We start from the raw sequence: 26,538 nt of genomic DNA, 5'->3' as shown, positions 1-26,538 counted from the left end.
CGCGGATTTCATCGGCCCGCGGGTCACATTCCCTTGGGCGGCATAGCCTCGGGGCGTACGCCAAGCGGCGAGGGCACTCAGCGTGGGGGTGCGACCAGTCCCATCTCGTAGGCGATGATGACCAGGTGGACGCGGTCGCGGGCGTCCAGTTTGGTGAACAGGCGCGCCACGTGTGCCTTGGCGGTGGCCGCGCTGATGACGAGTTCACCGGCGATCTCGCTGTTGGACAGGCCCCGGCCGACCAGGGTCAGCACCTCGCATTCCCGCTCGGTGATGCCGGTGACCGGCCGACGGGCGGGCGACGGTTCGGTGTGGACGACGAAGTCCGCGATCAGACGCCGGGTGACGCTGGGCGCGATGAGGGCGTCACCGGCCGCGACCACCCGGATCGCGGTCAGGATGTCGTCCAGTGCCATGTCCTTGACCAGGAAACCGCTGGCCCCGGCGCGTAGCGCCCCATACACGTACTCGTCCTCGTCGAACGTGGTCAGGACCAGGACCTGCGGGGGTTGCGGGCCGGCGATGACCTGACGGGTGGCCTCGACGCCGTCCATGCCCGGCATCCGGATGTCCATCACCACGACGTCCGGCCGGGTCTCCTGGGTGAGCCGGACCGCGTCGGCGCCGGTTCCGGCTTCGGCGACCACGGTCAGATCCTCGGTTTCCGCGATGAGCACGCGCAGGCCCCTGCGGATCAGGGGCTGGTCGTCAGCGAGGAGGACCCGGACCGTCACCGGACCCCTGCCGGGATCGGAATCAGGACCGCGACCCGGAAGCCGCCGTCCGGGCCCGGCCCGGCCGTGAACTCGCCCTGGAGCAGAGCCACCCGTTCCTCGATTCCGCGCAGGCCGTAACCCGGGTTCGGGACTCCGCCCCGGCCGTTGTCGGTCACGGTGATGAACAGTTCCTGGTCCCGCTGGTCGATGACCACCTCACAGCGGTCGGTGCCCGCGTGGCGGACCACGTTCGTGACCGCTTCCTGGATGATACGGAAAGCCGACAGGTCAATATCCGGTGGCAGCGGGCGCCTTTCACCGAGCCACTCGAGTTTGACCCGCACGCCGGCCCCGGCCGACCGCGTAACCAGATCGTCGAGGTCGCCGAGACCGTTTTCGCCGAAGACGGGTTCGCCGTCGGACCGGCGCAGCGCACCGATCATCCGGCGCAGGCCGGCCAACGTGTCCCGGCTGACGTCCTCGATGGCCCGCAGCGCGTTGCCGGCCTCGTCCGGCTGGGTGTCGATGACCCGGCTGCCCATCCCGGCCTGGATCGCGATGACGCCGATGCTGTGCGCGACCATGTCGTGCAGTTCCCGGGCGATCCGCAGCCGCTCGGCCTGCACGGTCTGCGTCTGCCGGGACACCCGGTTCTGCCGCAGGATGCGGACGGTGTTCCCCAGCAGCCAGAAGATGATCATGATGGGGACGTCACGGAACAGGTAGTTCTGGTCCCGGTTGGGCACCGGGGCCAAGGCGTATGCCGCGGACAGCTCCAGCAACAGCGTCACGAACGCGATGCCGATCGAGACCCGGGGAGGCACGGTGGAGGCGAGATAGCCGATCACGACACCGGCGGCGACCGCCTGCCAGGTCCGGAATTGGAACGGCAGGGCCAGCGCGAGCAGCGACAGCCCCAACGCACACCACATCAGGACCGTCCACGCCCGCACCGGCGGCGACGGACGGCGATCGACAGGCATGCGGCGATCGTAACCGCTGCTCACCGGGCCTGGCATCGGCTCACGGGCGTACGCCCGCCGGCCTAACCGCGGCCACGGCAATTGTGATCGCCGGGCCGATGTCAGCGGCATTCGAGATCGGCACCGTTTCCGTTGTGATCGAATTCCGTGTTCTGGTACTCGTCCTCGTGGTGACGGCGGTGCCAACCGTGGCGACGCTGCTGTCCGCGCCCGCCGAGGCCACGCTGACCCCGCCGGCAGGGGCGACGGCGTGGCGCGCCGACAACCGGCACCTCCCGGACCCGGTCCGCACGGATCCCGCCGCCCTGCACCACTTTCTGGCCGCGGCCGGCCAGACCGGGCAACAGGACCTGGTGACCCGGTATCCGGGGGTGATCGGCGCGCTGGACGGTGCCGCGCCGCAGTTGCGGTACGCCGCGAACCAGCTCCTCATGCACACGGCCGGCCCGCCATACCGGGACGAGGCGGGGTCGTTCCTGCTGTTCGATCCGCGCGGCCGTGGCCGGATCGCCGAGGTGTTCGGAGATCTGGCGACCGCCGACCGGATCGCCATCCTGGTGCCCGGCGTCGGCAACCAGCTGAACAACTTCTGGACCGGAGTGGGCGACCGGGGCTACCGCGCCCCGGCGGTCCAGGCGGGCAACCTGTACCAGTCTGCGGTTCAGGAGGGCACGGTCACGCACTTCGCCGTGATCGCCTGGCTCGGCTACGACACCCCGGACGGGGTGGGGATCTCCGCGGCCCGGGAGGATGTGGCGCGCGCGGGCGCGGCGGCGCTGGATCGGTTCGTTGCCGGCCTGGTGGCCGTCCGTCCACACGCGACGATCGCATTGCTCGGGCACAGCTACGGCTCGACGGTCATCGGCGTTGCCGCGTCCCGTTTGCCCGGGGCCGTCACCGATATCGCGGTGTTCGGCAGCCCCGGAATGAGCGCGGACAACGTGGCGGGACTGCACACCACCGCACGAGTGTGGGTCGGCCAGTCCACCGGAGACTGGATCAAGTGGGTTCCCGGCATCCAGGTGTTCGGGCTCGGCCACGGCACCAAACCCACCGACCCCAGGTTCGGGGCACGCATCTTCCCCACAGTCGGCGTGCCCGACCACGATCACTACCTCAGCCCCGGCACGGACTCATTGGGCAGCCTGACTTCCATCGCCACCTCCGGCACCGACACGGACCCGCGCTCATGACCACAAGCCGGGCGGCGCGGATCGCGGCACGAACACCCCGGCACCGGGACCGGACCGTGGATGCCCTCCGGGCGATCGCGATCATCGGGGTGGTACTCGGGCACTGGCTGGTCACGGCCGTCGTGAGTGACCCGTACCAGCCGGCCTCGCTGCACCTCGCCAGCCCCTTGACACAGGCACCACAACTCGCGCCAGTGACCTGGTTCCTGCAAACACTCGGACCGTTCTTCTTCGCGGGCGGCTTCGCCGCGGCCCGCAGTGTCAGACACCGAAAACCATTGCCCTGGCTGCTTTCCCGCATGCGACGATTGACCAGGCCGGTGCTCGTGCCCGCGGCGGCGTGGTCGCTGGCACTGGTGCCGCTGACACTCATAGGCGCGCCCGGCAACACCCGGCAATTGGTCTGGACCCTGGTGAGCCAGCCAGGGTGGTTCCTGCTGGTGTACCTGGCACTGACCCTGTGCACCCCGCTGTTGCGCGCCGTTGTCCTCCGGTGGGGACTGTGGGCGGCGCTGGCTCCCGTGGTGCTGGTCGCGCTCAACGACACGGTCCGGTCAGACAGCCCGCCCGGCTGGCTGGAACTGCTGATCACGCCGCTTGCCTGGGCCGCGCCATACCTGCTGGGAATCGCGCTGGCCGAACGCCGAGTTCCCCGGCCGGCCGGTGCCACATTGGCAGTTTCAGGAGCGGTCCTCGGCGCCGTGTTGGTGCTGTTCGCCGGGTATCCGGCGAACGCGGTCGGCGTGCCGGGTGATAGGTGGTCGAACCTGTCCCCGCCCTCGTTGTTCACCCTGGCCCTGGCCGCCACCCAACTCGGGGTATTCCTGCTCCTGCGGCCATGGCTCGCCCGGCTGCTACGCCGCGCGGCGGTCTGGGCCCCGGTTGCCGGACTGAATCTGGCCGCGATGACCATCTATTGCTGGCACCAGACCGCATTGCTGCTGGTCACCTTCACCGGTCTGCTCGCCGGCCACGCACCGGGACTGCTCGGCGCACCCACCGGCGACTGGCCCCTCTACCGGCTACTCTGGCTTCCCGCCTTCGCACTCACCCTCGCCTGCCTGACCTTCCTGCTCCACCGCTTCGAAACGACCCGGCGCGGTGACGCAGGCGGCGCCGCATCTCGTCCACAATGACGCTGGCCGGACGATCACCCACGCGCCGAGGTGCTGTGCACCCACATCCGCCGGACCGATCTCTCGGTAAAGGGCGCTCGGCGGTGCGCGCCGTTAGCGATACCGCGATGAATACGACATGATGTCGCTCGTGCGTCGTTCTCACGTGGGCCGTCCCATAGCCGGGCAACCGCGTTGTGACCGCGCCGTACCCACCAGTCCGCCACGACGCCGCACGGCCGGCATCGACGCCGGTGGGATCCGGGCGGCCAAAGACAGGTGGCTTCCCGTGGACGCGGACGACGGCCTCTGGCCCATCGGCAGCGTCGGGAACCTGTCATTCCACGGCCACCAGGTCGTATTGATCACCGGGCCGGCGGGCTGAGGGAGCCGTCGGTGCCTGTCGAGCCGCGAATCCTTGTCATCGAGGACACCGAAGCGATCCGGGTCTCGGTGGAGACGGCGCTGCGGGCAGCGGGATTCACGGTGCGCGCGCTGCCGGACGGCGATCACGTGGAAGCCGAGCTGGGCCGGTTCCGGCCGGACCTGGTGGTGCTCGACGTAATGCTGCCCGGCCGCGACGGGTTCACCTTGCTGCGGCTCATTCGGAGACTCGGCACGGCCGGAGTGGTGATGCTTACCGCACGTGACGGTGTCGACGATCGCCTTCGCGGGCTCGGCGACGGTGCGGACGACTACGTCGTGAAGCCCTTCGTGCTCGCCGAACTGGTCGCGCGGGTGACGGCGGTGCTGCGCCGCACGGGACGTGCCCAGCCGGCGATCGAGGTCGGCGATCTGGTGGTGGACCTTGATTCCGGGCTGGCGCTGTACGACGGGGTGAGGGTCGACCTGACGGTCACGGAGTGGAAGTTGCTGAGCTATCTCGCGACGCAACGCAACCGCGTCGTCAGCAAGACACAGATCCTGACCGCGGTGTGGGGCTACGACGAGTACAGCGCGAATCTCGTCGAGGTCAACGTCAGCACCCTGCGCCGCAAACTCGAGGTGCACGGGCCCCGGCTGCTGCACACGGTGCGCGGGCAGGGCTACGTCTTGCGCGGTGACCAGCCTTGAGCAGCCTGCGCACCACCTCCCTGTACCGCCGGGTCACCGTCACGGCGCTGGTCGTGCTGCTGGCGGTGCTGGTGATCTTGGGGATCGTGGTCGACGCGGTGTTCCGGGCGCAGGCCGGGCAGGATGTCAACCGGGTGCTGGCGGGCCGGGTCCAGCTGGCTCAGCAGCTGGCAAGGCAGAACGTGAGCCCGCCGAACCTGTTGCGCCGGGTCGAAACGACCGGGGTGCATGGCTGGATCGCCTTGCCGGACGGCACCTTCGCCGGCGAGCCGGACCAGATACCCGACACCCGGCTGAAGCAGGTGAAGGCGACGCTCACGGGGCCGGCACGGATCAACGGCGCGAAGCTGACACTGATCGCCGATGACTCGGTCGTGGCCGGGGCCGAGCAGAGGCTCCGGAACCTGCTGCTGGTCACCGGGCTCGCCGCCGTCGTGGTGACAGCGCTCGCGCTGCTCGTCGGGGTCCGGCTGGCCCTGTCCCCGCTGGACGCGATGACCAGGCTGGCCCGTTCGATCGTCTCCGGTGGCCGGGGCGGCCGGCTCGCACCGACCCGGACGAACACCGAACTCGGCCGCACGGCGGTGGCCTTCGACGCGGCGCTCGACGCGCTCGAAGGATCCGAGGAGCGAACCCGGCGGTTCGTCGCCGACGCGGCGCATGAGCTTCGCACGCCGATCGCCGGTGTCCAGGCGGCCGCGGAGGCTTTGTTGCAGCAGCAACCCGACGCGGAGGATGCCGAGCGGCTTCAGGTACTGCTGGCTCGCGAGGCACGGCGCGCCGGGAAACTCGTCAGTGACCTGTTGGAGCTGGCCCGGCTGGACGCGGGCACGGAGATCGCACGCGATCCGGTGCCGCTGCTTCCCCTCGCCCGTGCGGAGGCTGATCGTGGCGCGCTGGTGGCTCCCGCGGTCACCGTCGAAGTGACCGGAGTGGACGCGACAGTGCTCGGCGACGCGGACCGGCTCACCCAGGTTCTGTCCAATGTGGTCGACAACGCACTGCGGGCGATGGGCGGCCATGGGGCGCTCACCGTGTCCGTCGCGCCGGACGGTTTCACCGTCTCCGACACCGGGCCCGGCGTTCCGGAGCAAGACCGGGAACGTATCTTCGACCGGCTCGTGCGGCTCGACGACGCGCGTGACCAGCGGGCCGGCGGATCGGGCCTCGGGCTGGCCATCGCGCGCGGGTTCGCGCGGGCGCACGGTGGTGACCTCCGGTGTGTCGAAGCGCCCGGCGGTGGCGCGGCGTTCGTGCTGTCCGGTCTCACCCCGGTTCAGGCGAGCAGCCCGTCCAGCCGGCCGGTGTAGCCGGGGAGCACGCGGCCGGCGTCGGTGCCCAGTACCTGGTCCAGCAGGGTCGCATACACGTCGCGGAAGTCGGTGGTCTCCTTGAGATCGCCGTCGTCCAAATCGGCCAGACTCGGCTCGGCGCCGTGGAAACCACCCCGCACCCCGCTGCCGAGGACGAAGACGGGACCGGCCGTGCCGTGGTCGGTACCTTCGCTGGCATTGGCCGCGACCCGGCGGCCGAACTCGGAGTAGACGAGCACGACCGCCTGCTTGCCGCGGCCGGTACGGCCTAGCCGCTGCGCGAACGGCGTCAGCGCCCCATCGAGTTCGGTCAGCAGCCGCTGCTGGGTGCCGCGCTCGTCCGCGTGCGTGTCGAATCCGCCCAGCGACACCGAATACGCCCGCGTCGGCACCCCGGCTTCGATCAGCCCGGCCACGACGTCGAGTTGCGCCGCCAACGCTCCCTGCCGCTGTCCGCTCTTGGCGGCCGGGTGCGCGGCGGCGCCGAGGACCTGCTCCGCGTGGTACAGATCGGTGACCGAACGAGCCGCCTTCGCCTGCCAGTACCCCTCACCGGGCTGCGCGGCGCCCAGGCTCTCAAATGCCTTGCCCAGCGCGCCTTTCGGCAGGGTCAGGCCACCGACCGGCATTGACGCGGCCGCCGTCTGGGCGCCGGCCAGCATCGGCGGCAGCACCGGTTCCACCGACAACGCGCGCAGCGGGTCGTCCCCGGACGCGTCGAGCCATCGGCCGAGCCAGCCGGTCGGCACGGCCGTGTCCGGAGAGGCCGTCTGCCAGATCGCCATCGACCGGAAGTGGCTGTGGTCGGGCTTCGGATAGCCGACCCCGCGCACGATCGCCAGTTCATGGTTGTCCCACAAACCTTTCAGGCCTTTCATGCCCGGGTTCAGGCCCAGCCCCTCGCCGAGATCGAGGACCTCTCCGGGTTTGTAGGCAAGTTCCGGCCGAGCGTTCTGATAGGTGGAGTCGCCGGCGGGCACGACCGTGTTGAGGCCGTCGTTACCGCCGTACAGCGTCACCACCACCAGTACACCGGAGTGCGGATCGAGTGGCGTCTGCTGGGCCGCGGACATCAGGTGCGCCCAGTCGACCTGGGTAGCCCCGGCGGCGAGCGCACCGGCGGCCGTCACTCCGCTGGCGATGAGGAACCGCCGGCGTGTCAGCTTGTTCATGCCTTCCTACCCACTCACCACGTATTCGGGGGCGCAGGCGGCCACCGCGGCCAGCTGCCGGGGATCACTCGCGACGCCGCCGAGGCCGGCGCGGGTCCGGTCGGACCAGGCGTCGATGCCGAGGATCTCACCGATCGCGGCCGGCTTGTCGCCTGCCTTCGACACCGCGTCCAGGTCGGCATGCTCGGCGACGAGCTGCGCGAGACGCAGTCGCGCCAGCCCCGCCGATGTCGTCAGCCAGGCACCACCGGACGCCCAGCCCCCGACGCTCGGCGGCTCGAACGGCACCTGACCCATCCCCCGCAGCCCGGCCAGCAGCTGTGTTCCGGCCTTGCCGTCCAGCGCGCCCGGCCGGACCCCGAGCGCGCGCATCAACCCCACGAGCCATTCCACCGGCTGCTTGACCAACGAGGTCGCGGGTTCGTGGAACGCGGCTTCGCCGGCGATCGCGGACAGCAGTGACCGGATGTCCCGGTTGCGGCCGTATGCCGCGACGAGCCGGTTGAGCACGTCGGCCGCGGGCGCGGTCGCGGAGACGAGCCGGAACCAGATCCGGCCGACCACAAAGGGTGCCGATTCCGGTCGTCCCAGCACGAGATCGACGAACGAGGCGGCGTCGAGGTCCGCGGTCTGGCCCAAGATCTGCTTGGCCGTGTTGTCATGCCACCGGTTCACCAGCCGCGCGGTCTGAGTGTCACGCGTGGCTGTCCATCCGGTCAGGGCGCGGGCGGCCTCGCGGACATCGGTCTCGCTGTAGTGGCCGACGCCCAGTGTGAACAGCTCCATGAACTCCCGCGCGAGGTTCTCGTTCGGCTTACCGGCCTTGTTGCTGTTTCCGTCCAGCCACAGCAGCATTGCCGGGTCGACGATCATGGCGTGCGCGAGCTGGGTGAAGCTGCCCATGCCGAGCGTCCGCATGGTCTGGTTCTGCGTGAGCATCAGCTCCGGGCTGCGCACCTTCTGCTCACTGGTCGCGAAATGCCCGTGCCAGAACCAGGTGAGCCGCTCGACGGACGGAGCGTCGGCGGCAACCATCCGGTCGAGCCACCACAGGGCCGCCTGCGTCGCCTGGCCCTGAAGTTGTTGCGCGGCCTGCTTTTTCGCCGCTGTATCCTGCTTGCCCGGTTGTCGCGGTGGAGTGCCCGGCTGCGGGATGGGGGTCGCCTGCGTCCCCAGGTCGGGACCCGGCGTCAGCAGCCGGGCCAGGGACTCGGCGAAACCGGCGTCCAGGTCGCCGGGCCTGGGCCCGAACCCGAACCGGTCGTGCAGCCGGCGCACCGCCGCGCGCTGAGAAATGACCACCACGGCCCGATCATCGAGCGGATGCCATGCTGCCGGCTACCGGCCGGACCTTTCTTTAAGCGGATCCACAGCTGCCGCCGTCACTCCTCCAGCCCGGCGCAGCGAATCCGGCGCGACCTGGGCACCGCGACCCGTCATCCCGCCTTCGTCACCGAGATCGTTCAGAACACCGAATGCAGCAGTTCCGCCACCTCCGCTTCCGACGGCAGGCGCGGTGCGTTCTTGGTGACGGTGTCGGCGACGGCGTCCGCGGCCACTCCCGGAATCTCGTCGCGGGTGAGGCCGAGTTCGCGCAATGGCCGCTTGATCTCGATCGCCCCCGAGATCTCCCGGACCGCCTCGATCGCCGCGGCCGGACAGTCCGGCGACGGCGGCAGCCGCAACGCGCGGGCTGTCGTTTCGTAGGCGTCCGCGGCGGCCGGGACGCTGAACGTCATGACCTCTTCCAGCACCGCCGCCAGTGCGACGCCGTGCGGGGTGCCGGTGTACGCCGTCAGCGCGTGCCCGATGCCGTGGACCAGCCCCAGCCCGGACAACGTCAGCGCGTGGCCGGCCAGGTGCGCGCCGAGCATCAGCCCGGACCGCGCCTCGAGGTCGCCGCCGTCGCGGTAGGCCGCCGGGAGCCAGCGCCCGACGAGGCTGATCGCCTGCGTGGCATAGGCCGCCGAGAACGGCGTCGACCCGCGCGAAGCCAGGGATTCGATGCCGTGGACCAAAGCGTCCAGGCCGGTGGCGGCGGTGACGTGGGCGGGTAGTCCGAGGGTCAGTTCCGGGTCGAGCACCGCGGTGCGCGGTTTCACCGATGAGTGTCCGATGTAGACTTTGCGGCGGGCGCAGGTGTCTTCGGCGTCGGCTTCGCGACGGCGATGAGCCGGGTGGGCGCGGCGATCGGCACGTTCCTGTTCCCGATCGCGCTGAACCACCTGGGCGTCGGCCCGACACTGCTGATCGGCGCCGCGGTGCTGGCCCTGGGCGGGCTCGTCTCGCAGCGGCTGGCCCCGGAGACGACCGGGCTCGACCTCAGCCACGCCGCCCGCGCCGCGCGGACCCCGTAGCTCGCCACGCTCGACGCCGCAGCACCAGCGGCGTCGAGCCGTGGCGGGCCGCCACGGTGCGCTCGATCACCGACGCCAGGTCGATCTCGTTACAGCGCGCGGCATGCACGGAGAACACGCCGCGTTCGAGGTGACCGGGACCGCACCACCTTCGACGCGAGCGGGCCCCAGTCGACCACCGTGGCACGTCTGCCACCTCGATGACGTACCCGCGTGTGGTCCGAGTCGGTCAGTTCTTCTCAGCGCCGCGGTCATGTGAGCGCGGCACACCGTTCACCTGGAGCGGTTTCGTTCACCACACCGACTTTCATCGCGCCTCCTCCGCGGTGCGGATGTCCGACGTGGTGACGAACCGCCGCCCTTCTCCCGCGGGCAGCGAAAATCCTTCGGCGTCGCCGGGTGCGACGTCGAGCACCAGCGGGTGCCCGCCCCAGGCGCGGTGCAGCGCGCCGTCGATGTAGAACGGGCAGCCCTCGATCTCGCCGAGCAGCTCGTCGCCCGCACCGATCACGAACTCGCCGTCGTCGAAGCACATCGGGGTGCTGCCCGCGCAACAGCCCGCGGACTGCACGAACATCACCGGGCCGCCCCGGGCGGCACGGAGACGGCGGATCGCCGCCCGCGCCGCCGGAGTGGCCGAAATCGGCTCGGCCATCAGAACAGGCCCAACGGCTTGCGACTGTAGGACACCAGCAGGTTCTTGGTCTGGCTGTAGTGATCGAGCATCATCTTGTGGTTCTCCCGGCCGATGCCGGAAATCTTGTACCCGCCGAACGCCGCCCCGGCCGGGTACTGGTGGTAGCAGTTCGTCCACACGCGACCGGCCCTGATCCCGCGGCCGATCCGGTACGCGTGGTCGCCGTCGCGGCTCCACACCCCGGCGCTGAGGCCATAGAGGGTGTCGTTGGCGATCGACAGCGCGTCGCCGGCGTCGGTGAACGTGGTCACGGCCAGCACCGGGCCGAAGATCTCCTCCTGGAACACCCGCATCTTGTTGTGTCCCTTCAGCACGGTCGGGGCATAGAAGTAGCCGCCGGAGAACGCGCCGCCGGGGTCGACCCGGTGCCCGCCGATCAGCACTTCCGCGCCCTCGGCCCTGCCGATGTCCACATAGGACTCGATCTTGTCGCGCTGCTGAGCCGAGACCTGCGGGCCGATCTTCGTCTCGGTGTCCAGCGGGTCGCCCTGCCTGATCGCCTCGATCCGGGCCAGGCAGCGAGCCATGAACTCGTCGTAGATCGACTCCTGGATCAGCGCCCGCGACGGGCACGTGCACACCTCGCCCTTGTTGAACGCGTAGAGCACCAGGCCCTCGACGGCCTTGTCCAGGAACTCGTCGTCCGCGGCCATCACATCGGCGAAGAAGATGTTCGGCGACTTGCCACCCAACTCCAGCGTCACGGGGATCAGGTTCTGTGCCGCGTACTGCATGATCAGCCGCCCGGTCACCGTCTCACCGGTGAACGCCACCTTCGCGATCCGCGGATTCGCCGCCAGCGCCTTGCCGATCTCGCCACCCGGGCCCGTCACGATGTTCAACACCCCGGCAGGCAGCACGTCACCGATCACCTCGGCGAGTTTCAGGATCGACCACGGCGTCGGGGACGCCGGCTTGAGGACCGAGCAGTTGCCTGCGGCGAGCGCGGGCGCCAGCTTCCACGCGGCCATCAGCAGCGGGAAGTTGAACGGGATGATCTGCCCGACCACCCCGAGCGGCTCGCGGAAATGGTATGCGATCAGATCCTTGTCGATCTCCGAGATCGTTCCCTCCTCGGCCCGGATCGCGGCGGCGAAATACCGGAAATGGTCGGCGGCGAGCGGAATGTCCGCGGCGAGGGTCTCCCGGACCGGTTTGCCGTTCTCCCAGCTCTCCGCGACCGCGAGCATTTCGGCGTTGGCCTCGATCGCGTCCGCGACCGCATTGAGCACCTTGGCCCGCCCGGCATGGGACATCGCGCCCCACGCGTCTTTCGCCGCCCATTTGCCACCGATGAAGTTCTCGTAGCGGGCGCGAACGAGCACGATGCTGCCGGACAGTCCAGGGGGTACGTATTTCACGTGAGTCTCCTCCACACGGGATCACTTGTGCACCGCCAGGGACCGCGTGCCCCGGCGTTCGGGCACAGAGGAAAAAGTCCCGACGCGGGCCCGAAACGGCAGCATCGCGGAACATCCGGCCGCACGGAGTAAAAAGGAACAATGGGAAGGCAGACAGCCCTCGTGCTCTACGCCGTCGCGATGGTGGCCGTCATCGTCGGCGTGGACATCCTCTTCTTCAGAAACCACTTCTGGGCGCGGCTGACAGTGAACGCCGGAATCGTCCTGGTGTTCGGCGCGTTCTACCTGAGGTTCCTGAAGGGGTCGTGAAACCGGATCCCGGCCTTTGTGGTTGCCGCGCGACGGAAGGCCGGGCACCGGCGCCACGCGGATCCCGCTGACAGCCACGGCCGCCTCAACGTGGTGGCCGCCTCCGGCGAGCAGGCCAAACTGCTGGAGTTGTTCCAGCTGCAAAACGCCGAAGGAACTGAGCCGGCGGCGCAGCGTGCCGTCGGCTCAGTTCGCTGATCACGGTGACGAGACTCCTTCGCGGGCCACCACATCGACCCTCGTGCCCGCGCTGAACCAGGAACCCTTCTGCCACCGCATCCCGATCCTGACCGGATCGCCGGTGGTGAGTCCCGCCCCCTGCGCGACACCGGCATGGACGTTCACGGTGGACGAGCCGGCGACGATGCTCAGGTCGTAATGACGTCCCTCGTACACCGAGCCGGCGATGTGGCCCTCCAGGGCCAGGCCGTCGTAGGCGTTCGCCGACCCGGGCAACAGCTCGAAGTCGTCGGGCCGGCAGCGCAGTGTCAGCTCGTCGATGCCCGCACGTGTGGTGATGGGGACCTCTCCCCCGTCCTCACCGGCGAAACCCCACCTGTCCACACCCATCGGCGAGAAGACGAGCCGGTTGCTCAGCCCGACGAAGTTGGCGGCGTACTCCGTGCACGGGCTGCTGTAGATCTCCTGCGGCGTGCCGATCTGCTCGATCCGGCCGGCGCGCATGATCGCGAGCCGGTCGCCGAGTGCGAAGGCCTCGCTCTGGTCGTGTGTGACGTAGATGCCGCTGAAGCCGATCGTGCGGTGCAGTTCGTGGAGATCGTGCCGGACCTGGGCACGCAGCAACGCGTCCAGGTTGCTCAACGGTTCGTCGAACAACATGAACTTCGGCCTGGCCACGAGCCCGCGAGCCAACGCGACCCGCTGTTGTTGCCCGCCGGACAGCTCGCTGGGAAACCGTTCCAGGTAGGGGAGGCAGTCCACCAGGCCGGCGACATCTCGCACCGCTTCGCCCGCCGCGAGTTCCTTCTTCATCTTCTGCGCGCGCAGCGGGAACTCGAGGTTCCGGCGGACGGTCAGGTGCGGCCAGAGGGCGTAGTTCTGGAACACCATCCCGATGTGGCGCTTCTCCGGAGGGCGATCGAGCCCGCGAGAAGCGTCGAAGATCGCTTCACCGCCGAGTTCGATGGCACCGGCCTGTGCGGACTCATGCCCGGCGATGCACCGCAGGACGGTGGTTTTGCCGCACCCGCTCGGGCCGAGCAGGACCAGCAGCTCACCCTCACCGACTTCGAGGGAGACGTCGTCGATCGCCCGGACTATGTCGCCTTTCGCGGAGAACGACTTCTCCAGGCCACGCAAAGAAAGCATCGGCTTCTCCTTCTCGCCGTCAGAGCTTCTCGAGGGTGCCGGAACCCGCCCAGGAGGCGAGCGACACGCCCACCGCGGTGACCACGCACATGACGATGCCCATCACCGCTACCTTCGGCGCGGTTCCGGTCGACCAGAACGCGTAGAGCTGTGTCCCCATCACCTGCGTTCGTACCGATCGCACGAAGACGGAGGCGGAGAACTCGTGACTCAGCAGGACGAACATGAGCGCCGCCGCGCCGGCGATGGAACTGCGCATCATCGGCACGACCACCCGCAGGTGGGTGCGCAGGACGCCGGCTCCCGACGAGCGCGCCGCGGCCTCGTAGGAGTCCCCCAGGGACAGTCGCGCGGTCAGTTGCAGGCGGACGGCATACGGCAGCATCAGCGTGACGTACAAGAGGATGATGATCCACGGCGTCCCGTAGAGCTCGAACCCGGGCTGGGAGTAGAAATACAGGAAGCCGAGACCGAAGACCACCGCCGGAATCCCGAGCGGCAGCCCGACGATGAAGTCGACCACGCTGGAGATCACCCGCCCACCGCGGCGCCGGTAGATCACCTCCGCGGCGAGGTAGCCCACCGGGATCGCCACCAGCACGCCGGCCACCGACGCGAGCAGGCTCGTTTGCACGGAGGTGCGGGCGGCCGGCAGGTCGAGCGTCGCGGAGAAGTTCCGCAATGTGAACGTGCTGAAGTCCACGTGCCCGCTCCAGAACGGCGACAACGAGACCACCACGAGCGTCGCGATCGGTACGACCACCATCAGCAGCCCGTAGAGCAAGAGCCCCGGCAGCGCCCAGCGGGAGGCGCGCCCAGTGCCCTGAACGCCCTTTCCGACGTCGCTCGCGAACCGGCGGCTGTTCGTCAGCAGGCCACGTTGTGCCAGTACCAGCGCGGTCCCCATGAGCAGGAGCGGCATCGACAGTGCGGCGGCCAGCCCGTACTCGTGCAGGCCGACGTAGTAGTAGACGTCGGTGGTGAGGACGCGGATGTTCTCGTTGCCGCCGAGGATCAGCGGCGCGGTGAACTGGCTGAGGCCGAGCAGGAGGCAGATCGCGCCGCCGTAGGTCAAGGACGGGCGCAGCAACGGGATGACGATCCGGAAGAACGCCCGGCCGGGTGTCGCGCCGTTCGATCGGGCCGCCTCGACCACCTGCGGACCCACGCGGGCCAGGCCGGCCCGGATGAAGACGAACATGAACGAGGTCAGGTACAACCCGGTGATGGCGATGATCCACCCGAAGCTGTAGACGTTGATGGGACCGCCGGTTTTGTTGGTATAGCCCGAGAACAGGGGGAGGTTGCGCAAAAGGTCGTTCACCAGGCCCGATCGCGGCGCCAGCAGGAAGGCGAAGGCGCTGATACTCGCGATCGGCGGCAGGACGATGGGCAGCAGGGGCAGCACGGCCGCCCAGCGATGCCGCGGGGGCAGCCTGGTCGCCAGCCACGCCAGAATCGTCCCGAGCACGGCCGCCATGACCACACTCACGACAGCCAGCACGATGGTCGTCAGCAAGGTCTGGCCAATTGCCGGCGTGCCGACGGCGCGGGCGATGTTCGCGCCGCCACCTTGCAGCGCGAGCAGGACGAGCCGGATGATGGGAAAGAGGACGAGGTACGCCAGCGCGACGGCCAGGATCGCGGTGAGCACCGTGTTCAGCGCTCGCCGGCCGCGCCTGCGCGCAGGCCGTGGCCGGCGCTCCGCCGGGCGCTCGCTGGGCGGCTCGGTTTGCTTCTCCCGCACGAGCACGCCGCCACTGCTGTTCCCGGCCCTCGTCGATCCGATCCCGTTCACCACGACCTCCTTGTCGGGCTGGTGCCGGCGGACGCGTGACAGTAGCGCCACGTCGCCCGGCACCGGGCATGTCTCGTTCGAACTACTGCTTCCTCGCCGGCGCCGGCTCGGTGGGCGCCGGCCGTGGGCCGCCGGTATTTCCGGACCTCATGGTCATTCCCCGCAATCGATGAGTGTGCCGGGCGTATCTCGATTCACGGTGGACATGTCCGGATATCGGTCGCCGACGGGAACGAGCTGGTCGAGTATTGCGAGTTCGCTCTCGTCGAGGGCGATACCGAAGGCCGCGACATTCTTTTCGAGATAACGTTGCCGCTTCGTCCCGGGAACCGGGATGACGTCGTTGCCCTGGTGATGGAGCCATGCCAGAGCAACCTGTGCCGGGGTCACGCCTCGCCGGCCGGCTATCGCCGTGACCTCGGCGACACGTTCCAGATTGCGCGAGAGGTTCTCCGTACTGAATCGCGGATGAGTCGTCCGCCGCCAGTCGGTGCCACTGAATGTCGTCTCGGTCGTAATGGTTCCGGTGAGGAGCCCGCGAGCGAGCGGACTGTAGGCGACGAGTCCGATGCCCAGTGCCCGGCAGGCCGGCAGGACGTCGGCCTCGATGTCCCGGCTGAAGAGCGAGTATTCGCTCTGCAGTGCGGAAATCGGGTGCGTCGCGTGCGCCCGCCGCAGAGTGTCTCCCGAAGCCTCGGAGAGCCCGAGGTACCGGACCTTTCCGGACTGTACCAATTCCGCCATCGCACCGACGGTGTCCTCGATCGGCACCCGGGAATCGGCGCGATGCTGGTAATAGAGGTCGATGTGATCGGTACCGAGCCGCCGTAAGGACGATTCACAAGAGGACCGGACGTACTCCGGCCGCCCGTCGAAGGCATGTGACGTCGCGCCGGCTTTGCGGATCGCACCGAATTTCGTCGCGATGATCACCTGATCACGGACCGGGCCCAAGGCCCGCCCGAGCACCTGCTCGTTGTGACCGTTGCCGTAGATGTCCGCGGTGTCGAAGAACTGGACGCCGAGTTCGAGCGCCCGATGGATGGTCTCGATCCCCTCCTCCACGTCCGGCGGATCGCTCAACTCGCTGCCGTAGAACTCACTGATCGACAGCGTGCCGAGCGCCTGCGGGGACACGGCCAGGCCTTGGCTCCCGAGCGGTCGAAGCGGCAGGTCCATGCACCGGCTCCTTGGGGAGGACAGCATCATCGGTTCCCTCAAAACTGTATCTGAGTTCAAGTTCAACAGCAAGGATCGAAGCGCCTAGGTAATGCTCATTCCGCCGTCAACGACAATGCATTGACCGGTGACATAGGCACCCGCGTCCGAGACCAGCCAGACCAGGGTCGCGGCGATCTCGTCGGGGTTTCCCTTGCGTCCCAGCAACATCCGGGGCCGGAGCACGTTCTCGACATAGGCCGGGGCATAGTCGTCGGTCATTTCCGTGGCAAAGAAGCCGGGTGCGATCGCGTTGACCCGGATGCCCTTTCGAGGCCCCCACTGCTGGGCGAGGTCGCGGGTCAGCCCGAGAAGTGCGGCCTTGGAGGCGCTGTACGCGGCCTGTGGCAGGCCCGCCGTCGTCAGCGCGAGGACGCTCGAGATGTTGACGACGCTTCCACCGCGACGCATCACCCGCCCGCACGCCTGTGCCATCCAATAGGAAGCGTGCAGGTTGACCTCCACCACCTCCCGGAATTCCTCGGGTGTCTCGCGGGTCGCGGGGTTGGCGCTCGCCGTGCCCGCGCAGTTGACGAGGACGTCGACGTGGCCGAACTCCCGCACGGCCGCGTCGGCAACCGCCTGGCATTGGCCGGGATCGGTCACGTCGGTGGGCACCACGACCGCGCGGCGCCGCTGCGCTTCGACCAGCTTGGCGGTCAGGTCCAGGTGCTCGCGCCGCCGCGCCGCGAGGACGAGGTCGGCGCCGGCAGCGGCGCAGGCGCGGGCGAACGCGTGACCGAGCCCCGACGAGGCTCCGGTCACCACGACGACTTTCTCGTCGAGCCGGAACATCGCCGGGATGCTCCGCATCGAGATCGGCGCCGGAGACTGGTCAGTCGGCATCGGTCACCACTTCGTATTCAGGCTCGCGGCGGCGGCCTCGGCGAGTAGTTCGATCTGGGCGGGATAGCTCGTGACGTCGAAGGCAGCGGAACCCATCGCACCGGCGGCGGCGCGGGCATGGACTCCGCTCAGGATGCAGGCGAGCTTCCAGTAACCGAAGGCGACGTAGTAGTCGATGGCGCGCACGCGGCGCCCGGTCTTCCGATGGTAGGCATCGACGACCTCGTCCCGGGTCGGGAAACCGTCCGCGGCCGACGTCGCGGGCAGCACGGTGAGGTGCGCCGGCGGCCGCCAATACGCGAGGAAGAGGCCCAGGTCGGCGAGCGGGTCACCGACCGTGGCGAGTTCCCAGTCGAGTACCGCGAGGACGTTCCCGGCATCGCTCACAAGGCAGTTGTCGAGCCGGAAATCGCCGTGCACGAGCGTGGACTCCACCTCATCGGGCTGCCGGGCGACCAGTTCGGTGTGGAGTTGGTCGATCCGCGCGACCCGGACCTGGCTCAATTCGGTGTACTGCCGGTGCCAGCGGGCCAGCTGCCGGCTGAGGTACGGGTCGCGTCGCCGCAACCCACCGAGTCCGGCCGCGTCGACGTCGACGCCGTGAATGCGCGCGAGGATGTCCACCAGTTCCCGGCTGACTCGCGCCCGCAGGACATTCGCCTCCGGATGCCCGTGCCAGGCACCGTCGGCGAGCACGCGCCCCGGCACGAATGTCATGACATAGAACGGACTTCCGGTGACACTGTCATCGGTGCAGAGGGCGACCACCGGCGGAACCGGCACCTCACCCGGAGCCAATGCGGCCAGGATGTCGTGCTCACGGCGCATGTCGTGCGCGGTCGACAGCACCCCTGCGAGCGGTGGCCTGCGCAGCACATAGGTGGCACCGTCGGCGGCGTCGACGCGGTACGTGAGATTGCTGCGGCCACCGGTGATCCTGGTGAACCGGACCGGCGGCCGCAGCCCGGGGACGTGCGCCGCCAGCCACGGGACGACCGACTCCCGGCGAATGCCCGGCGGATCGCCCACCGGCTCCGCCCGCTGCCCGGACAGGATGGCCACGGCTACCCACCCAGCCCGTGGGCGATCTCGGCCCGTCCCACGACCATGTGGTGAACCTCGTCCGGCCCGTCGGCGATGCGCAACACCCGTTGCGCGATGTACATGTCGGCGAGCGGGCTCCACTGGGAGACCCCGGTGGCGCCGTGCACCTGGATGGCGCGGTCGATGATGTCGCAGACCCGCTCCGGAACCATGGCCTTGGCGGCCGACACCCAGACCCGGGCCTGCTCGTTGCCGAGCACGTCCATGGCCTTCGCCGCCTTGAGGACGAGTAGTCGCATCGCCTCGATCTCGATGCGGGACCGGCTCACCCACTCCGTGTTCTTGCCGAGTGCGATGATCGGCCGCCCGAACGCCGTCCGGTCCTGTCCCCGCCTGACCATCAGGTCCAGCGCACGCTCGGCGGCCCCGACGGAGCGCATGCAGTGGTGGATGCGTCCGGGCCCGAGGCGAAGCTGGCTGATCTCGAAACCCCGCCCTTCCCCGAGGAGCACGTTCGACTGTGGCACCCGCACGTCGTGGAACGAGATGTGCATGTGCCCGTGCGGGGCCTCGTCCCGGCCGAACACATGCATCGGTCCGACGATCTCGACACCGGGGTGCGGCAACGGCACCAGGATCTGCGAATGCTGCTGCCGGGGCGCCGCGTCCGGATTGGTCTTGACCATGACGATGAGGAGCCGGCAACGCGGGTCACCGGCGCCCGAGATGAAATACTTCTCGCCGTTGATCACCCAGTCTCCGCCATCGCGAACCGCGGAGCAGGCGATGTTCCGGGCGTCCGACGACGCGCTGCCGGGCTCGGTCATGGCGAAGGCCGAGCGGATCCGCCCGTCGAGCAGTGGGGTGAGCCACTGCTCGCGCTGTTCGGGCGTGCCGACCCGTTCGAGCACCTCCATGTTCCCCGTGTCCGGTGCCGCGCAGTTGAGGCATTCCGGAGCGAGCGGGTTCCGGCCCAGCTCGAAGGCGATGTAGGCGTAGTCGAGGTTCGAGAGCCCCTGCCCCGTCCGGGCGTCCGGCAGGAAGAAGTTCCACAGGCCATTGGCTTTCGCCTTGTCCTTCAACGTCTCGAGCAGCTCCAGCTGCCCCGGCGCATACGACCAGCGTTCCAGACGGTTCGCGCCCAGCTCGTAGAACTTCGCGGTGACGGGCTCGATCTCCTCGGCGACGAACGACCGCACGTCGTCGAGGAGTGGCCTCGATTTCTCGGAGATCTCCAGATCATTGAGTCCCGCGGCGGGCGGGGCCGTTCGTGCGGTCACGGGTCGGCTACTCCTTACTTCGGCGATACGGGTGTTGCGATGGGCCTCAGACGATGGCGCCGTAACTGGCCTGGATCACCTGCCCGGTGATGAGCCGGCTCGCGGGGAGGCAGAGGAACGCGACGACCTCCGCGACGTCCTCCGGCTCGGCCGCACACCCCGTCAGGTTCTTCAGTGGCCCCGACCGGACCCGGACGTCGAGCTGGGCCCGGCCACCGGCATTCATCGGGGTGTTCGTGGGACCGGGCGCCACCGCGTTGACGGTGATCCCGTACCGCCCGACCTCCGCCGCGAAGCTGCGGGCCAGCTGTCCCAGCGCGGCTTTCGTCGTCGAGTAGTGGGGATAGGACATCTCGGCGCGAAACGCGGAGCTGGAACTGAGGTAGACGACGCGGCCTCGCACGCCGTGGCCGATCATGTGCTCACCCGCGAGCCGGGAGAGCACGAAGTTCGCGTGCACGTTCACGCGATGGCTCGTCTCGACGACGCTCTCGGGTACGTCCAGCACGCCGTGCGGGCTACCGACCACACCCGCCGAGCAGACCAGGATGTCCAAGGCGCCGAACGCGGCGAGCCCGGCCCCGAAGGCGCGCCGGATGTCGTCGCTGTCAGCCAGGTCGACGCCGACGGCCGCTGCTCGATGCCCGGTGGCGCGCAAGGATTCCGCTCGCCGTTGGGCACCGTCGGCGTCGATGTCGAGCAGCACCGTCGCGGCGCCCTGGCGGCTCAGCACCGCCGCCGTGGCGAACCCGATCCCCGACGCGCCGCCGGTGACGAAAGCGACCTTGCCATCGAGCCGATAGGCCTCGTCGGCCGAGTCGAGCGCCGCGAGCCCCGCCGTGTCCTGGCTAGTCACCCAGTACCTCCCGGACGATCTCACGCGTTCTGCGGAGGAGGGCGAGATGCTCCTCGGCGCCGTCGCACACGTCAGCGGTGGCGCCGATCATGCGGTTGCGCATCGTCGAAATGACGACGTCGTCGACGTCCCTCCCCCGCCAGGGCGCGAGGCTGTGCCTCAGCTGCTCCTCGCCGTGGCAGGCGTGCACCTGGACCAGGACACGGAACCCCTCCCGCGCACGGCCGGCACCAGCCAGTTGCGCGTCGAGCGTCGCGTGGAGATCCAGCGCCTCCGGCGACGGGGCGTTGAAGAGGAACCCGTCGCCCAGTCGGGCGGCACGCCGGAGCGCGGTGGCGGAGCCGCCACCGAACACGAGCGGGATGGGTTTGTCCGGGCGGGGGCTGATGGCGACGCGGTCGATCCGATGGAACCGGCCGTCAAGGCTGACGACATCGTCGGCCCACAGCATGCGCAGCAGACGCACCTGCTCGTCGAGGCGTCGCCCACGGTCGCCGAAGCTCATGCCGAGCGCGTCGTACTCCACGACGTTCCACCCGATGCCCACGCCCAGCGTGAACCGCCCGCCGCTGAGCAGGGAGACCTCGGCCGCTTGTTTCGCGACAAGCGCCGTCTGCCGCTGCGGCAGGACCAGGACACCGGTCATCAGCTCGACCGTGCGTGTCACCGCCGCGAGGTAGCCCAGCAGCACGAACGGCTCGCGGAACGAGGTCCGTTCGTCGTAGTCGCGCGTGATGGGCGGGGTTCGTCCCTGGTGCTCGGCGCCCACGACGTGGTCGTAGAGCACGATCGCGTCGAAGCCGCACTCATCCGCCCCTGCCGCCCAATGCGCGACGGCGCCCGTGTCCGCGCCGATCTCCGTCGTAGGCAGCACCGCGCCGACTCTCATCGCCCGACCGCGCTCACTGGCTCGTTTCCGGACGCCCGCGACATCGACCGGGCGAGCCGGCGGGCGCCGTCGGCCAGCTCGTCGAGGCCCACGAAGCCGAAGGCCAGCCGCAGGTGGTGCCGGTCTTCGCCGTCGACGGCGAAGACACTGCCGGGCACGAAACCCACCCCGAGATCGCTCGCCGCGGCGGCGATCTCCTCGGTCGGGGAGAAAGTCCTCAACCACAGGAAGAACGATCCCTCCGGCACCTGCCAGCTGGCCATGCCGGCACATTCGGTGTCCAGAACGTCCAGCAGGAGGTCTCGCTTGCGCAGGTAGTGGCGGCTCGCGGTGGCCGCGTGCTCGGCGTACTCGCCCGAGGCGAGCATTCGCGCCACGGCCTCCTGCAGGACGAGGCTGACGCCGATGTCCGTGCGCATCGCCGTGATCGCGTCGACGACGCCTCGATTCCCCGCGACCCACCCGAGCCGCAGTGCCGGCGTGAGCGTCTTGCTGAACGATCCGAGGTGTACGGCCTGCCCGCTGGACAGGAGTGGCCCGTGCAGCGGCGACCGCCCGGTGAACTGGATCTCTCCGTAGGTGTCGTCGACAACGACCAGAACGCCGTGCCGCGCCGCCAGGTCGACGAGGACGCCGGCGCGTTCGGCGCTCAACGTCACGGTGGTGGGGCTCTGGTACGGGGCGATCGTGTAGACGGCCTTGACCCGGCGGCCAGCGCCGGCCAGGGCATCCAGTTCGGCGCCCAGGGCGTGCACGTCGATGCCGTGCTCGTCGGTCGGGACGGTGACGACAGTCGCGCCCCGCTGCCGGAAGGTGTCCACGGCGGCCGGATAGGTGTACTCCTCGACCACGACGACATCTCCCGGGTCGAGCAGTGCGGCGGCGGTGGCCTGCAGCGCACCCGACGCTCCGGCCGTGATCGTGATGTCGTCGCCGTCCAGCGTGCTCCCCGATCTGACATTGAGCCGATCCGCGACGGCGGCACACAACGCGGGCTGCCCCCGGCCACGGCTGTAGCCGAGATCGACTCCCGGCTCGCTGAGCACCCTGCTGATCTCCCGGACGAGCGACGCGCGGGGGTAGAGAACGGGATCCGGCACGCCTGATCCGAAAACGATGGAACCCGGCCGGGCGCTGCCGGCAACCGGGTCAGGTCTCGTCATTGACGAAGCCGTGCTGAGGAGTTCGGTGATGTCCATGCCTGCCTGTTCGGTCGTCATTCACTCGGATTCGGAACGGGCGGCTGCCGCGAGCGCGTCACGCACAGCCTCCAGATGCACCAGCGACGCCGGATTCGTGACCGCCTCGGGATCGAGCACCTCGTCCGGGCGCGCGCCACCGAGGATGCGCTTCACCGGAATCTCCAACCTCTTCCCGCTGATCGTCCGTGGCAGCGCCGGCACGAAATGGACGGCATCCGGAACGTGCCGGGGCGACAGATCCGCGCGGATCGCTTTGCGAATACACGACGCCAGTTGTTCGTCGCCCGGCACGCCGGACCGCGGCGCGGCGACGAGGACGAGCACGTCCGCTCCCCCGCCGTCGAGGTGCACGACGACGGTGTCGTCGAGTTCGCCGATCCGGTCGAGCACCGAGTAGATCTCACCGGTGCCGATCCGCACCCCGGCCCGCTTCAGTGTGGCGTCCGAGCGGCCGCTGATGACGCTCGCGCCGTTCGACCCGATGCGGATCCAGTCCCCGTGCCGCCAGACCCCGGGGTAGACGTCGAAGTAGCTCTTGCGGTAGCGGATCTTGTCCGGGTCGTGCAGGAGTTCCACGGGCATCGACGGCAGCGGCCGGGTCACCACCAGTTCACCCTCGGCGTCGCGCACCGGTCGTCCGTGCTCGTCGTAGGAGTCGAGCGCCACCCCGAGATAGGGAGCCGTCAGCTCCCCGGCAGTGACGGGCAGCGACGGCACGCCACCGAGGAATCCGGTGCACACGTCGGTCCCACCGGACGCGGATGTGACGAACACGTCCGGCTTGACCGCGTCGTACAGCCACTGAAAGGCTACCGGCGGAAGCGGAGATCCGGTCACGGACACCGTACGAAGCTCCGAGAGGTCCACCTCGTCTCGTGGAATCCGGCCGCTGCGCATCGTTCCGACGACGACAGCCGCACCCGTGTTGAGCACTGTGGCCCCGCTGTCGTGCACGATCCGCCAGATCTCCGCCGGATCGGGGTAGAGCGGGTCACCGTCGAAACAGACCATCGTCGCACCCACCAGCAGCGCCGAAACCCCGACGTTCCACAGCATCCAGCCGGTGGTGGTGGGTTGGAGCAGCCGGTTGCCGGGCCCCAGGTCGAGATGCAGGCCCAGCGCCTTGAAATGCTCGACGAGAATGCGTCCGTGGGAGTGCACGAACGCCTTCGGCGGCCCGGTCGTGCCCGACGAATAGAGCACGTACAGCGGGTGGTCGAAGTCGACCGGCTCGAACGAGAGCGTGCCCTGTTCACTCGTCAGCTCCGCCCAGGACATGGCGTCGGTCTCGCGCTCGGGGAAGGCATACGGCACGACGACCACGGCTTCGAGCGACGGCAACGAAGCCGAGATCGACTCGATGGTGCTCCGCTTGTCGATTTCCTTGCCGTGGTAGCGATAGCCGTCCGCGGCGACCAGCACCTTTGGGGCGATCTGAGTGAGGCGGTCCACGACGAGCGCGGTGCCGAACTCGATGGCACACGACGAGAACACGGCGCCGATAGACGCACAGGCGAGCAGGAGTACGGCGGCTTCGGCGCAATTGGGCAGGTATCCGGCGACGGCGTCGCCTTTGGCGACACCGAGGCGGCGGAGTCCCTCCGCGGCCCGGCCGACCTGATCACGAAGCTCGTCGAACGTCAGGCTCTGCCGATCTCGCGTTTGTGAGAACGCCAGGATCGCCGGGGCATCGCCCGTGTGCCGCAGCGCGTGCTCGGCGTAATTGACCGTGGCCCCGGGGAACCAGCGTGTCGACGGCATCGGGTCGTCCGTGAGGACTGTGTCGGGCGGGGTGTGCAAGTGGATGCGGAAGAAGTCGATGATCGACTGCCAGAACGCGGGAAGATCGCGAATGGACCACGCCCAGAGTTCGTGGTAGCCGGCGAAGTGCAGGCCGCGTGTCTCCGCGAGCCAGCGGGTGTACGCCGTCAGCCGGAGACCGTCGACGGCCTCCGGGGACGGCTTCCACAGAATGTCGCCATAGGATACTGGCTTCGCGGTCATGTTCGGCTCCAGCGGCGCAGGCAGGGCAGCGTCTCTCGCGGCGGAACCGGTTTTCCGAGAGCCTCGAGGTACACCGCGTTCACTTCCGCGACATAGAGGGCACCGTCCTCGGCGACAGCCATTCCGTGTGGTGCGAGGAACCTGCCGTCCTCGACACCGGGTAAACGGCCACCGAGCCGGCCGAGTGCCTTTCCGTCCTTGTTCGCGATCGTCACACTGCACCCCATGTTCGGAATCGTTCCGTGCATATAGGACGGTGGCCCCAGTTCCGCGATGTAGAGCAGGTCGCCGGACCGGCGAATGGCACAGGGGTGGTGCCAATGCCAGGTCCCGGCCAGTTTTCCGTCGAGTTCGAAGATCTGTATCCGGTAGTTCTCCCGGTCGCACACGGCCAAGTGGTCGTCGTCGAGAAAGCAGATCCCGTGCGGGTTCGACAGTTGTGCCGCGCCGGTCCCCGGCTCACCCCACGACAGCACGTGCCGCCCGTCGGCGTCGTGGCGGTGAATGCGCGAGTTCCCGTACCCGTCGGCGACGAAGATCTCGCGCGTCCGCGGGTGTTCGGCGGCATCCGTGGGCTGATTGAACGGCTCCCCGGAATACGCCGTGGACGCGCGACCATGGATACCCAATCGCAACACCCGCTCGCCGTCCGGGTGGACCTTCTCGACGATGTGCGACCCCGCGTCGACGAGGAGGAGGTCACCGTCCGCACAGGCAGTCACCCCGTGCGGGCGCGCATAGGTGCCGGCGTCACCCCATCCCCCGGCATATGTGCCGTCCGGCCGGAGGATGATCATCCTTTGTGGACCGCGGTTGAACACGTAGATCAGCTCGTCCGGTCCGATCGCGACTGCCGCCGCGTCGCCGGCGAAGTCCAGATCTCGCGGCAGCTTCGGCCATTCCGGTGTCTCGGCGTATCCGCCGGCCAAGTCGTCGTCCGTCCCGCTCATCGCATCTGCCATCCACCATCGACGTTGAGGGCCTGCCCGGTGATGTAGGCGGCCGCGGGCGTGCAAAGAAAGGCGACGACCTCGCCGATGTCCTGGCCGGTGGCCATCCGCCCCATGGGTATCTTGCCCACGAGCCGGCGCAGGCTCTCCTCGTCGGCACCGCTGACCCGGTCCGTGGCGACCACCCCGGGACACACGGTGTTGACCGTGATACCCGAGACGGCGAGTTCCTGGGCCAAGCTCTGCATGAGGCCGACCAGACCGAACTTCGACGCGGAATAGGCCGCGCGAAAGGCGACTCCTTCGCGACCGTGTACCGAACCGATACTGACGATCCGGCCCGCGACGTCGTGCTCGATCATCCAGCGCACTGCCGCGCGGCTGGCGAGCATGGCGCCGGTGAGATTCACCGCGAGCGTCCGCTGCCAGTCCGGCAACCTGATTTCCGTCACCGGACTGGCGTCTCCGGCCGGCACGGCCGCAGTGTTGACCAGGATGTCGACACGGCCGTGCTGTCCGGCGACATCGGCGACGAGCCGATCGACCTGTTCCTCCGCCAGCACATCGACGAGGTGCGAAGATGCCCGAACGCCAAGGCGTTCGGTGAGATCGGCGCGGACGGAGTCGGCACCGCGCCACCCCGGATCGCCGGTGCTCGTGAAAGCGGCCGTCCCTGTCACCGCGACCTCCGCCCCTCGGGCGGCCAGTGCGGTCGCCACGGAACGACCGATGCTGTTCCGCCGTTCGGCGCCCAGGACGATCGCCACCTTCCCCACGAGGTCGTGGGGAAGGCCGACGCCGGGAACCGTGTGGGTCGCTACGCCTGCCACGT

The 26,538-nt window shown here is 69.1% G+C and carries 25 protein-coding genes; 6 read left to right on the top strand and 19 right to left on the bottom strand.

Annotated elements, in window-relative coordinates; all coding sequences use genetic code 11:
* Positions 1-77: 77 nt before the first annotated feature.
* Together LOZ83_RS20010 and LOZ83_RS20005 are read right to left on the bottom strand one after the other, a co-directional pair.
* Positions 78-734 (bottom strand): response regulator transcription factor, encoded by a 657-nt coding sequence (locus LOZ83_RS20010; protein WP_236792377.1) that lies wholly within the window; start codon positions 732-734, stop codon positions 78-80.
* The gene (locus LOZ83_RS20005; RefSeq protein ID WP_236792376.1) at positions 731-1,699 is read right to left on the bottom strand and encodes a sensor histidine kinase; all 969 of its coding nucleotides are present in this window, start codon (positions 1,697-1,699) and stop codon (positions 731-733) included. The genes LOZ83_RS20010 and LOZ83_RS20005 overlap by 4 nt, the downstream gene beginning before the upstream one ends.
* A 98-nt stretch (positions 1,700-1,797) precedes the next feature.
* Between LOZ83_RS20005 and LOZ83_RS20000 the strand changes: the two genes are divergently transcribed.
* The 4 genes from LOZ83_RS20000 to LOZ83_RS19985 all read left to right on the top strand — a co-directional run bounded on the left by LOZ83_RS20000 (position 1,798) and on the right by LOZ83_RS19985 (position 6,391).
* Positions 1,798-2,892 (top strand): alpha/beta hydrolase, encoded by a 1,095-nt coding sequence (locus LOZ83_RS20000; RefSeq protein ID WP_236792375.1) that lies wholly within the window; start codon positions 1,798-1,800, stop codon positions 2,890-2,892.
* Positions 2,889-4,028: an acyltransferase gene (locus LOZ83_RS19995; RefSeq protein WP_236792374.1), complete on the top strand. Its 1,140-nt coding sequence runs from the start codon at positions 2,889-2,891 to the stop codon at positions 4,026-4,028. Before LOZ83_RS20000 ends, LOZ83_RS19995 begins: the two co-directional genes overlap by 4 nt.
* A 375-nt stretch (positions 4,029-4,403) precedes the next feature.
* Positions 4,404-5,081: a response regulator transcription factor gene (locus LOZ83_RS19990; protein ID WP_236792373.1), complete on the top strand. Its 678-nt coding sequence runs from the start codon at positions 4,404-4,406 to the stop codon at positions 5,079-5,081.
* Positions 5,078-6,391 carry a cell wall metabolism sensor histidine kinase WalK gene (locus LOZ83_RS19985; RefSeq protein WP_236792372.1) on the top strand — a complete coding sequence of 438 codons (1,314 nt, stop codon included), beginning with the start codon at positions 5,078-5,080 and terminating at the stop codon, positions 6,389-6,391. Before LOZ83_RS19990 ends, LOZ83_RS19985 begins: the two co-directional genes overlap by 4 nt.
* On the opposite strand, the gene LOZ83_RS19980 is transcribed toward LOZ83_RS19985, so the two are convergent.
* The 3 genes from LOZ83_RS19980 to LOZ83_RS19970 form a co-directional block, all read right to left on the bottom strand.
* Complete coding sequence (locus tag LOZ83_RS19980) at positions 6,358-7,566, bottom strand: DUF1501 domain-containing protein (RefSeq protein ID WP_236792371.1); 1,209 nt, start codon at positions 7,564-7,566, stop codon at positions 6,358-6,360. The genes LOZ83_RS19985 and LOZ83_RS19980 overlap by 34 nt on opposite strands.
* 6 nt (positions 7,567-7,572) lie before the next feature.
* Positions 7,573-8,871 carry a DUF1800 family protein gene (locus LOZ83_RS19975; RefSeq protein ID WP_236792370.1) on the bottom strand — a complete coding sequence of 433 codons (1,299 nt, stop codon included), beginning with the start codon at positions 8,869-8,871 and terminating at the stop codon, positions 7,573-7,575.
* A 158-nt stretch (positions 8,872-9,029) separates the two neighbouring features.
* Positions 9,030-9,668: an iron-containing alcohol dehydrogenase family protein gene (locus LOZ83_RS19970; protein WP_236792369.1), complete on the bottom strand. Its 639-nt coding sequence runs from the start codon at positions 9,666-9,668 to the stop codon at positions 9,030-9,032.
* A gap of 6 nt (positions 9,669-9,674) precedes the next feature.
* Here LOZ83_RS19970 and LOZ83_RS40445 point away from each other — a divergent pair, with 6 nt between their 5' ends.
* The gene (locus LOZ83_RS40445; protein ID WP_236792368.1) at positions 9,675-9,923 is read left to right on the top strand and encodes an MFS transporter; all 249 of its coding nucleotides are present in this window, start codon (positions 9,675-9,677) and stop codon (positions 9,921-9,923) included.
* Between the two features lie 307 nt (positions 9,924-10,230).
* On the opposite strand, the gene LOZ83_RS19960 is transcribed toward LOZ83_RS40445, so the two are convergent.
* The gene (locus LOZ83_RS19960) at positions 10,231-10,578 is read right to left on the bottom strand and encodes a DUF779 domain-containing protein (RefSeq protein WP_236792367.1); all 348 of its coding nucleotides are present in this window, start codon (positions 10,576-10,578) and stop codon (positions 10,231-10,233) included.
* Complete coding sequence (locus LOZ83_RS19955; protein ID WP_236792366.1) at positions 10,578-11,981, bottom strand: aldehyde dehydrogenase family protein; 1,404 nt, start codon at positions 11,979-11,981, stop codon at positions 10,578-10,580. The genes LOZ83_RS19960 and LOZ83_RS19955 overlap by 1 nt, the downstream gene beginning before the upstream one ends.
* Positions 11,982-12,122: 141 nt before the next feature.
* Between LOZ83_RS19955 and LOZ83_RS19950 the strand changes: the two genes are divergently transcribed.
* On the top strand, positions 12,123-12,290 hold the full coding sequence (locus tag LOZ83_RS19950; protein ID WP_236792365.1) for a hypothetical protein: 168 nt from the start codon (positions 12,123-12,125) through the stop codon (positions 12,288-12,290).
* 198 nt (positions 12,291-12,488) lie between these two features.
* On the opposite strand, the gene LOZ83_RS19945 is transcribed toward LOZ83_RS19950, so the two are convergent.
* From LOZ83_RS19945 to LOZ83_RS19890, 12 genes are all read right to left on the bottom strand, one after another.
* A complete protein-coding gene (locus LOZ83_RS19945; RefSeq protein ID WP_236792364.1) occupies positions 12,489-13,619 on the bottom strand; it encodes an ABC transporter ATP-binding protein in 1,131 nt (376 codons plus the stop codon).
* Between the two features lie 19 nt (positions 13,620-13,638).
* A complete protein-coding gene (locus LOZ83_RS19940) occupies positions 13,639-15,480 on the bottom strand; it encodes an iron ABC transporter permease (RefSeq protein WP_236792363.1) in 1,842 nt (613 codons plus the stop codon).
* Between the two features lie 90 nt (positions 15,481-15,570).
* On the bottom strand, positions 15,571-16,596 hold the full coding sequence (locus tag LOZ83_RS19935) for an aldo/keto reductase (protein WP_236792362.1): 1,026 nt from the start codon (positions 16,594-16,596) through the stop codon (positions 15,571-15,573).
* Positions 16,597-16,680: 84 nt separating this feature from the next.
* Positions 16,681-17,481 (bottom strand): SDR family NAD(P)-dependent oxidoreductase, encoded by an 801-nt coding sequence (locus tag LOZ83_RS19930; protein WP_236792361.1) that lies wholly within the window; start codon positions 17,479-17,481, stop codon positions 16,681-16,683.
* Between the two features lie 3 nt (positions 17,482-17,484).
* Positions 17,485-18,543 carry a phosphotransferase family protein gene (locus LOZ83_RS19925; RefSeq protein ID WP_236792360.1) on the bottom strand — a complete coding sequence of 353 codons (1,059 nt, stop codon included), beginning with the start codon at positions 18,541-18,543 and terminating at the stop codon, positions 17,485-17,487.
* Positions 18,544-18,545: 2 nt separating this feature from the next.
* A complete protein-coding gene (locus LOZ83_RS19920; protein WP_236792359.1) occupies positions 18,546-19,805 on the bottom strand; it encodes an acyl-CoA dehydrogenase family protein in 1,260 nt (419 codons plus the stop codon).
* Positions 19,806-19,851: 46 nt separating this feature from the next.
* Positions 19,852-20,661, bottom strand: a complete 810-nt coding sequence (locus LOZ83_RS19915) for an SDR family NAD(P)-dependent oxidoreductase (RefSeq protein ID WP_236792358.1) — start codon at positions 20,659-20,661, stop codon at positions 19,852-19,854.
* Positions 20,654-21,535 carry an LLM class F420-dependent oxidoreductase gene (locus tag LOZ83_RS19910; RefSeq protein ID WP_236792357.1) on the bottom strand — a complete coding sequence of 294 codons (882 nt, stop codon included), beginning with the start codon at positions 21,533-21,535 and terminating at the stop codon, positions 20,654-20,656. Before LOZ83_RS19910 ends, LOZ83_RS19915 begins: the two co-directional genes overlap by 8 nt.
* A gap of 11 nt (positions 21,536-21,546) precedes the next feature.
* Complete coding sequence (locus LOZ83_RS19905) at positions 21,547-22,770, bottom strand: PLP-dependent aminotransferase family protein (RefSeq protein WP_236792356.1); 1,224 nt, start codon at positions 22,768-22,770, stop codon at positions 21,547-21,549.
* Positions 22,771-24,756, bottom strand: coding sequence for an acetoacetate--CoA ligase (locus tag LOZ83_RS19900; protein WP_236792355.1), 1,986 nt, complete (start codon positions 24,754-24,756; stop codon positions 22,771-22,773).
* Positions 24,753-25,706, bottom strand: a complete 954-nt coding sequence (locus tag LOZ83_RS19895) for a hypothetical protein (protein WP_236792354.1) — start codon at positions 25,704-25,706, stop codon at positions 24,753-24,755. The genes LOZ83_RS19900 and LOZ83_RS19895 overlap by 4 nt, the downstream gene beginning before the upstream one ends.
* Entirely contained in the window at positions 25,703-26,536 is an 834-nt protein-coding gene (locus LOZ83_RS19890; RefSeq protein WP_236792353.1) for an SDR family NAD(P)-dependent oxidoreductase, read from the bottom strand. Before LOZ83_RS19890 ends, LOZ83_RS19895 begins: the two co-directional genes overlap by 4 nt.
* Positions 26,537-26,538: the final 2 nt, after the last annotated feature.

Source organism: Amycolatopsis sp. GM8, from assembly GCF_021653975.1.
Classification (GTDB): domain Bacteria; phylum Actinomycetota; class Actinomycetes; order Mycobacteriales; family Pseudonocardiaceae; genus Amycolatopsis_E.
Note: the sequence above shows the minus strand (reverse complement) of the source record. Positions and strands in the feature narration are given on the sequence as shown.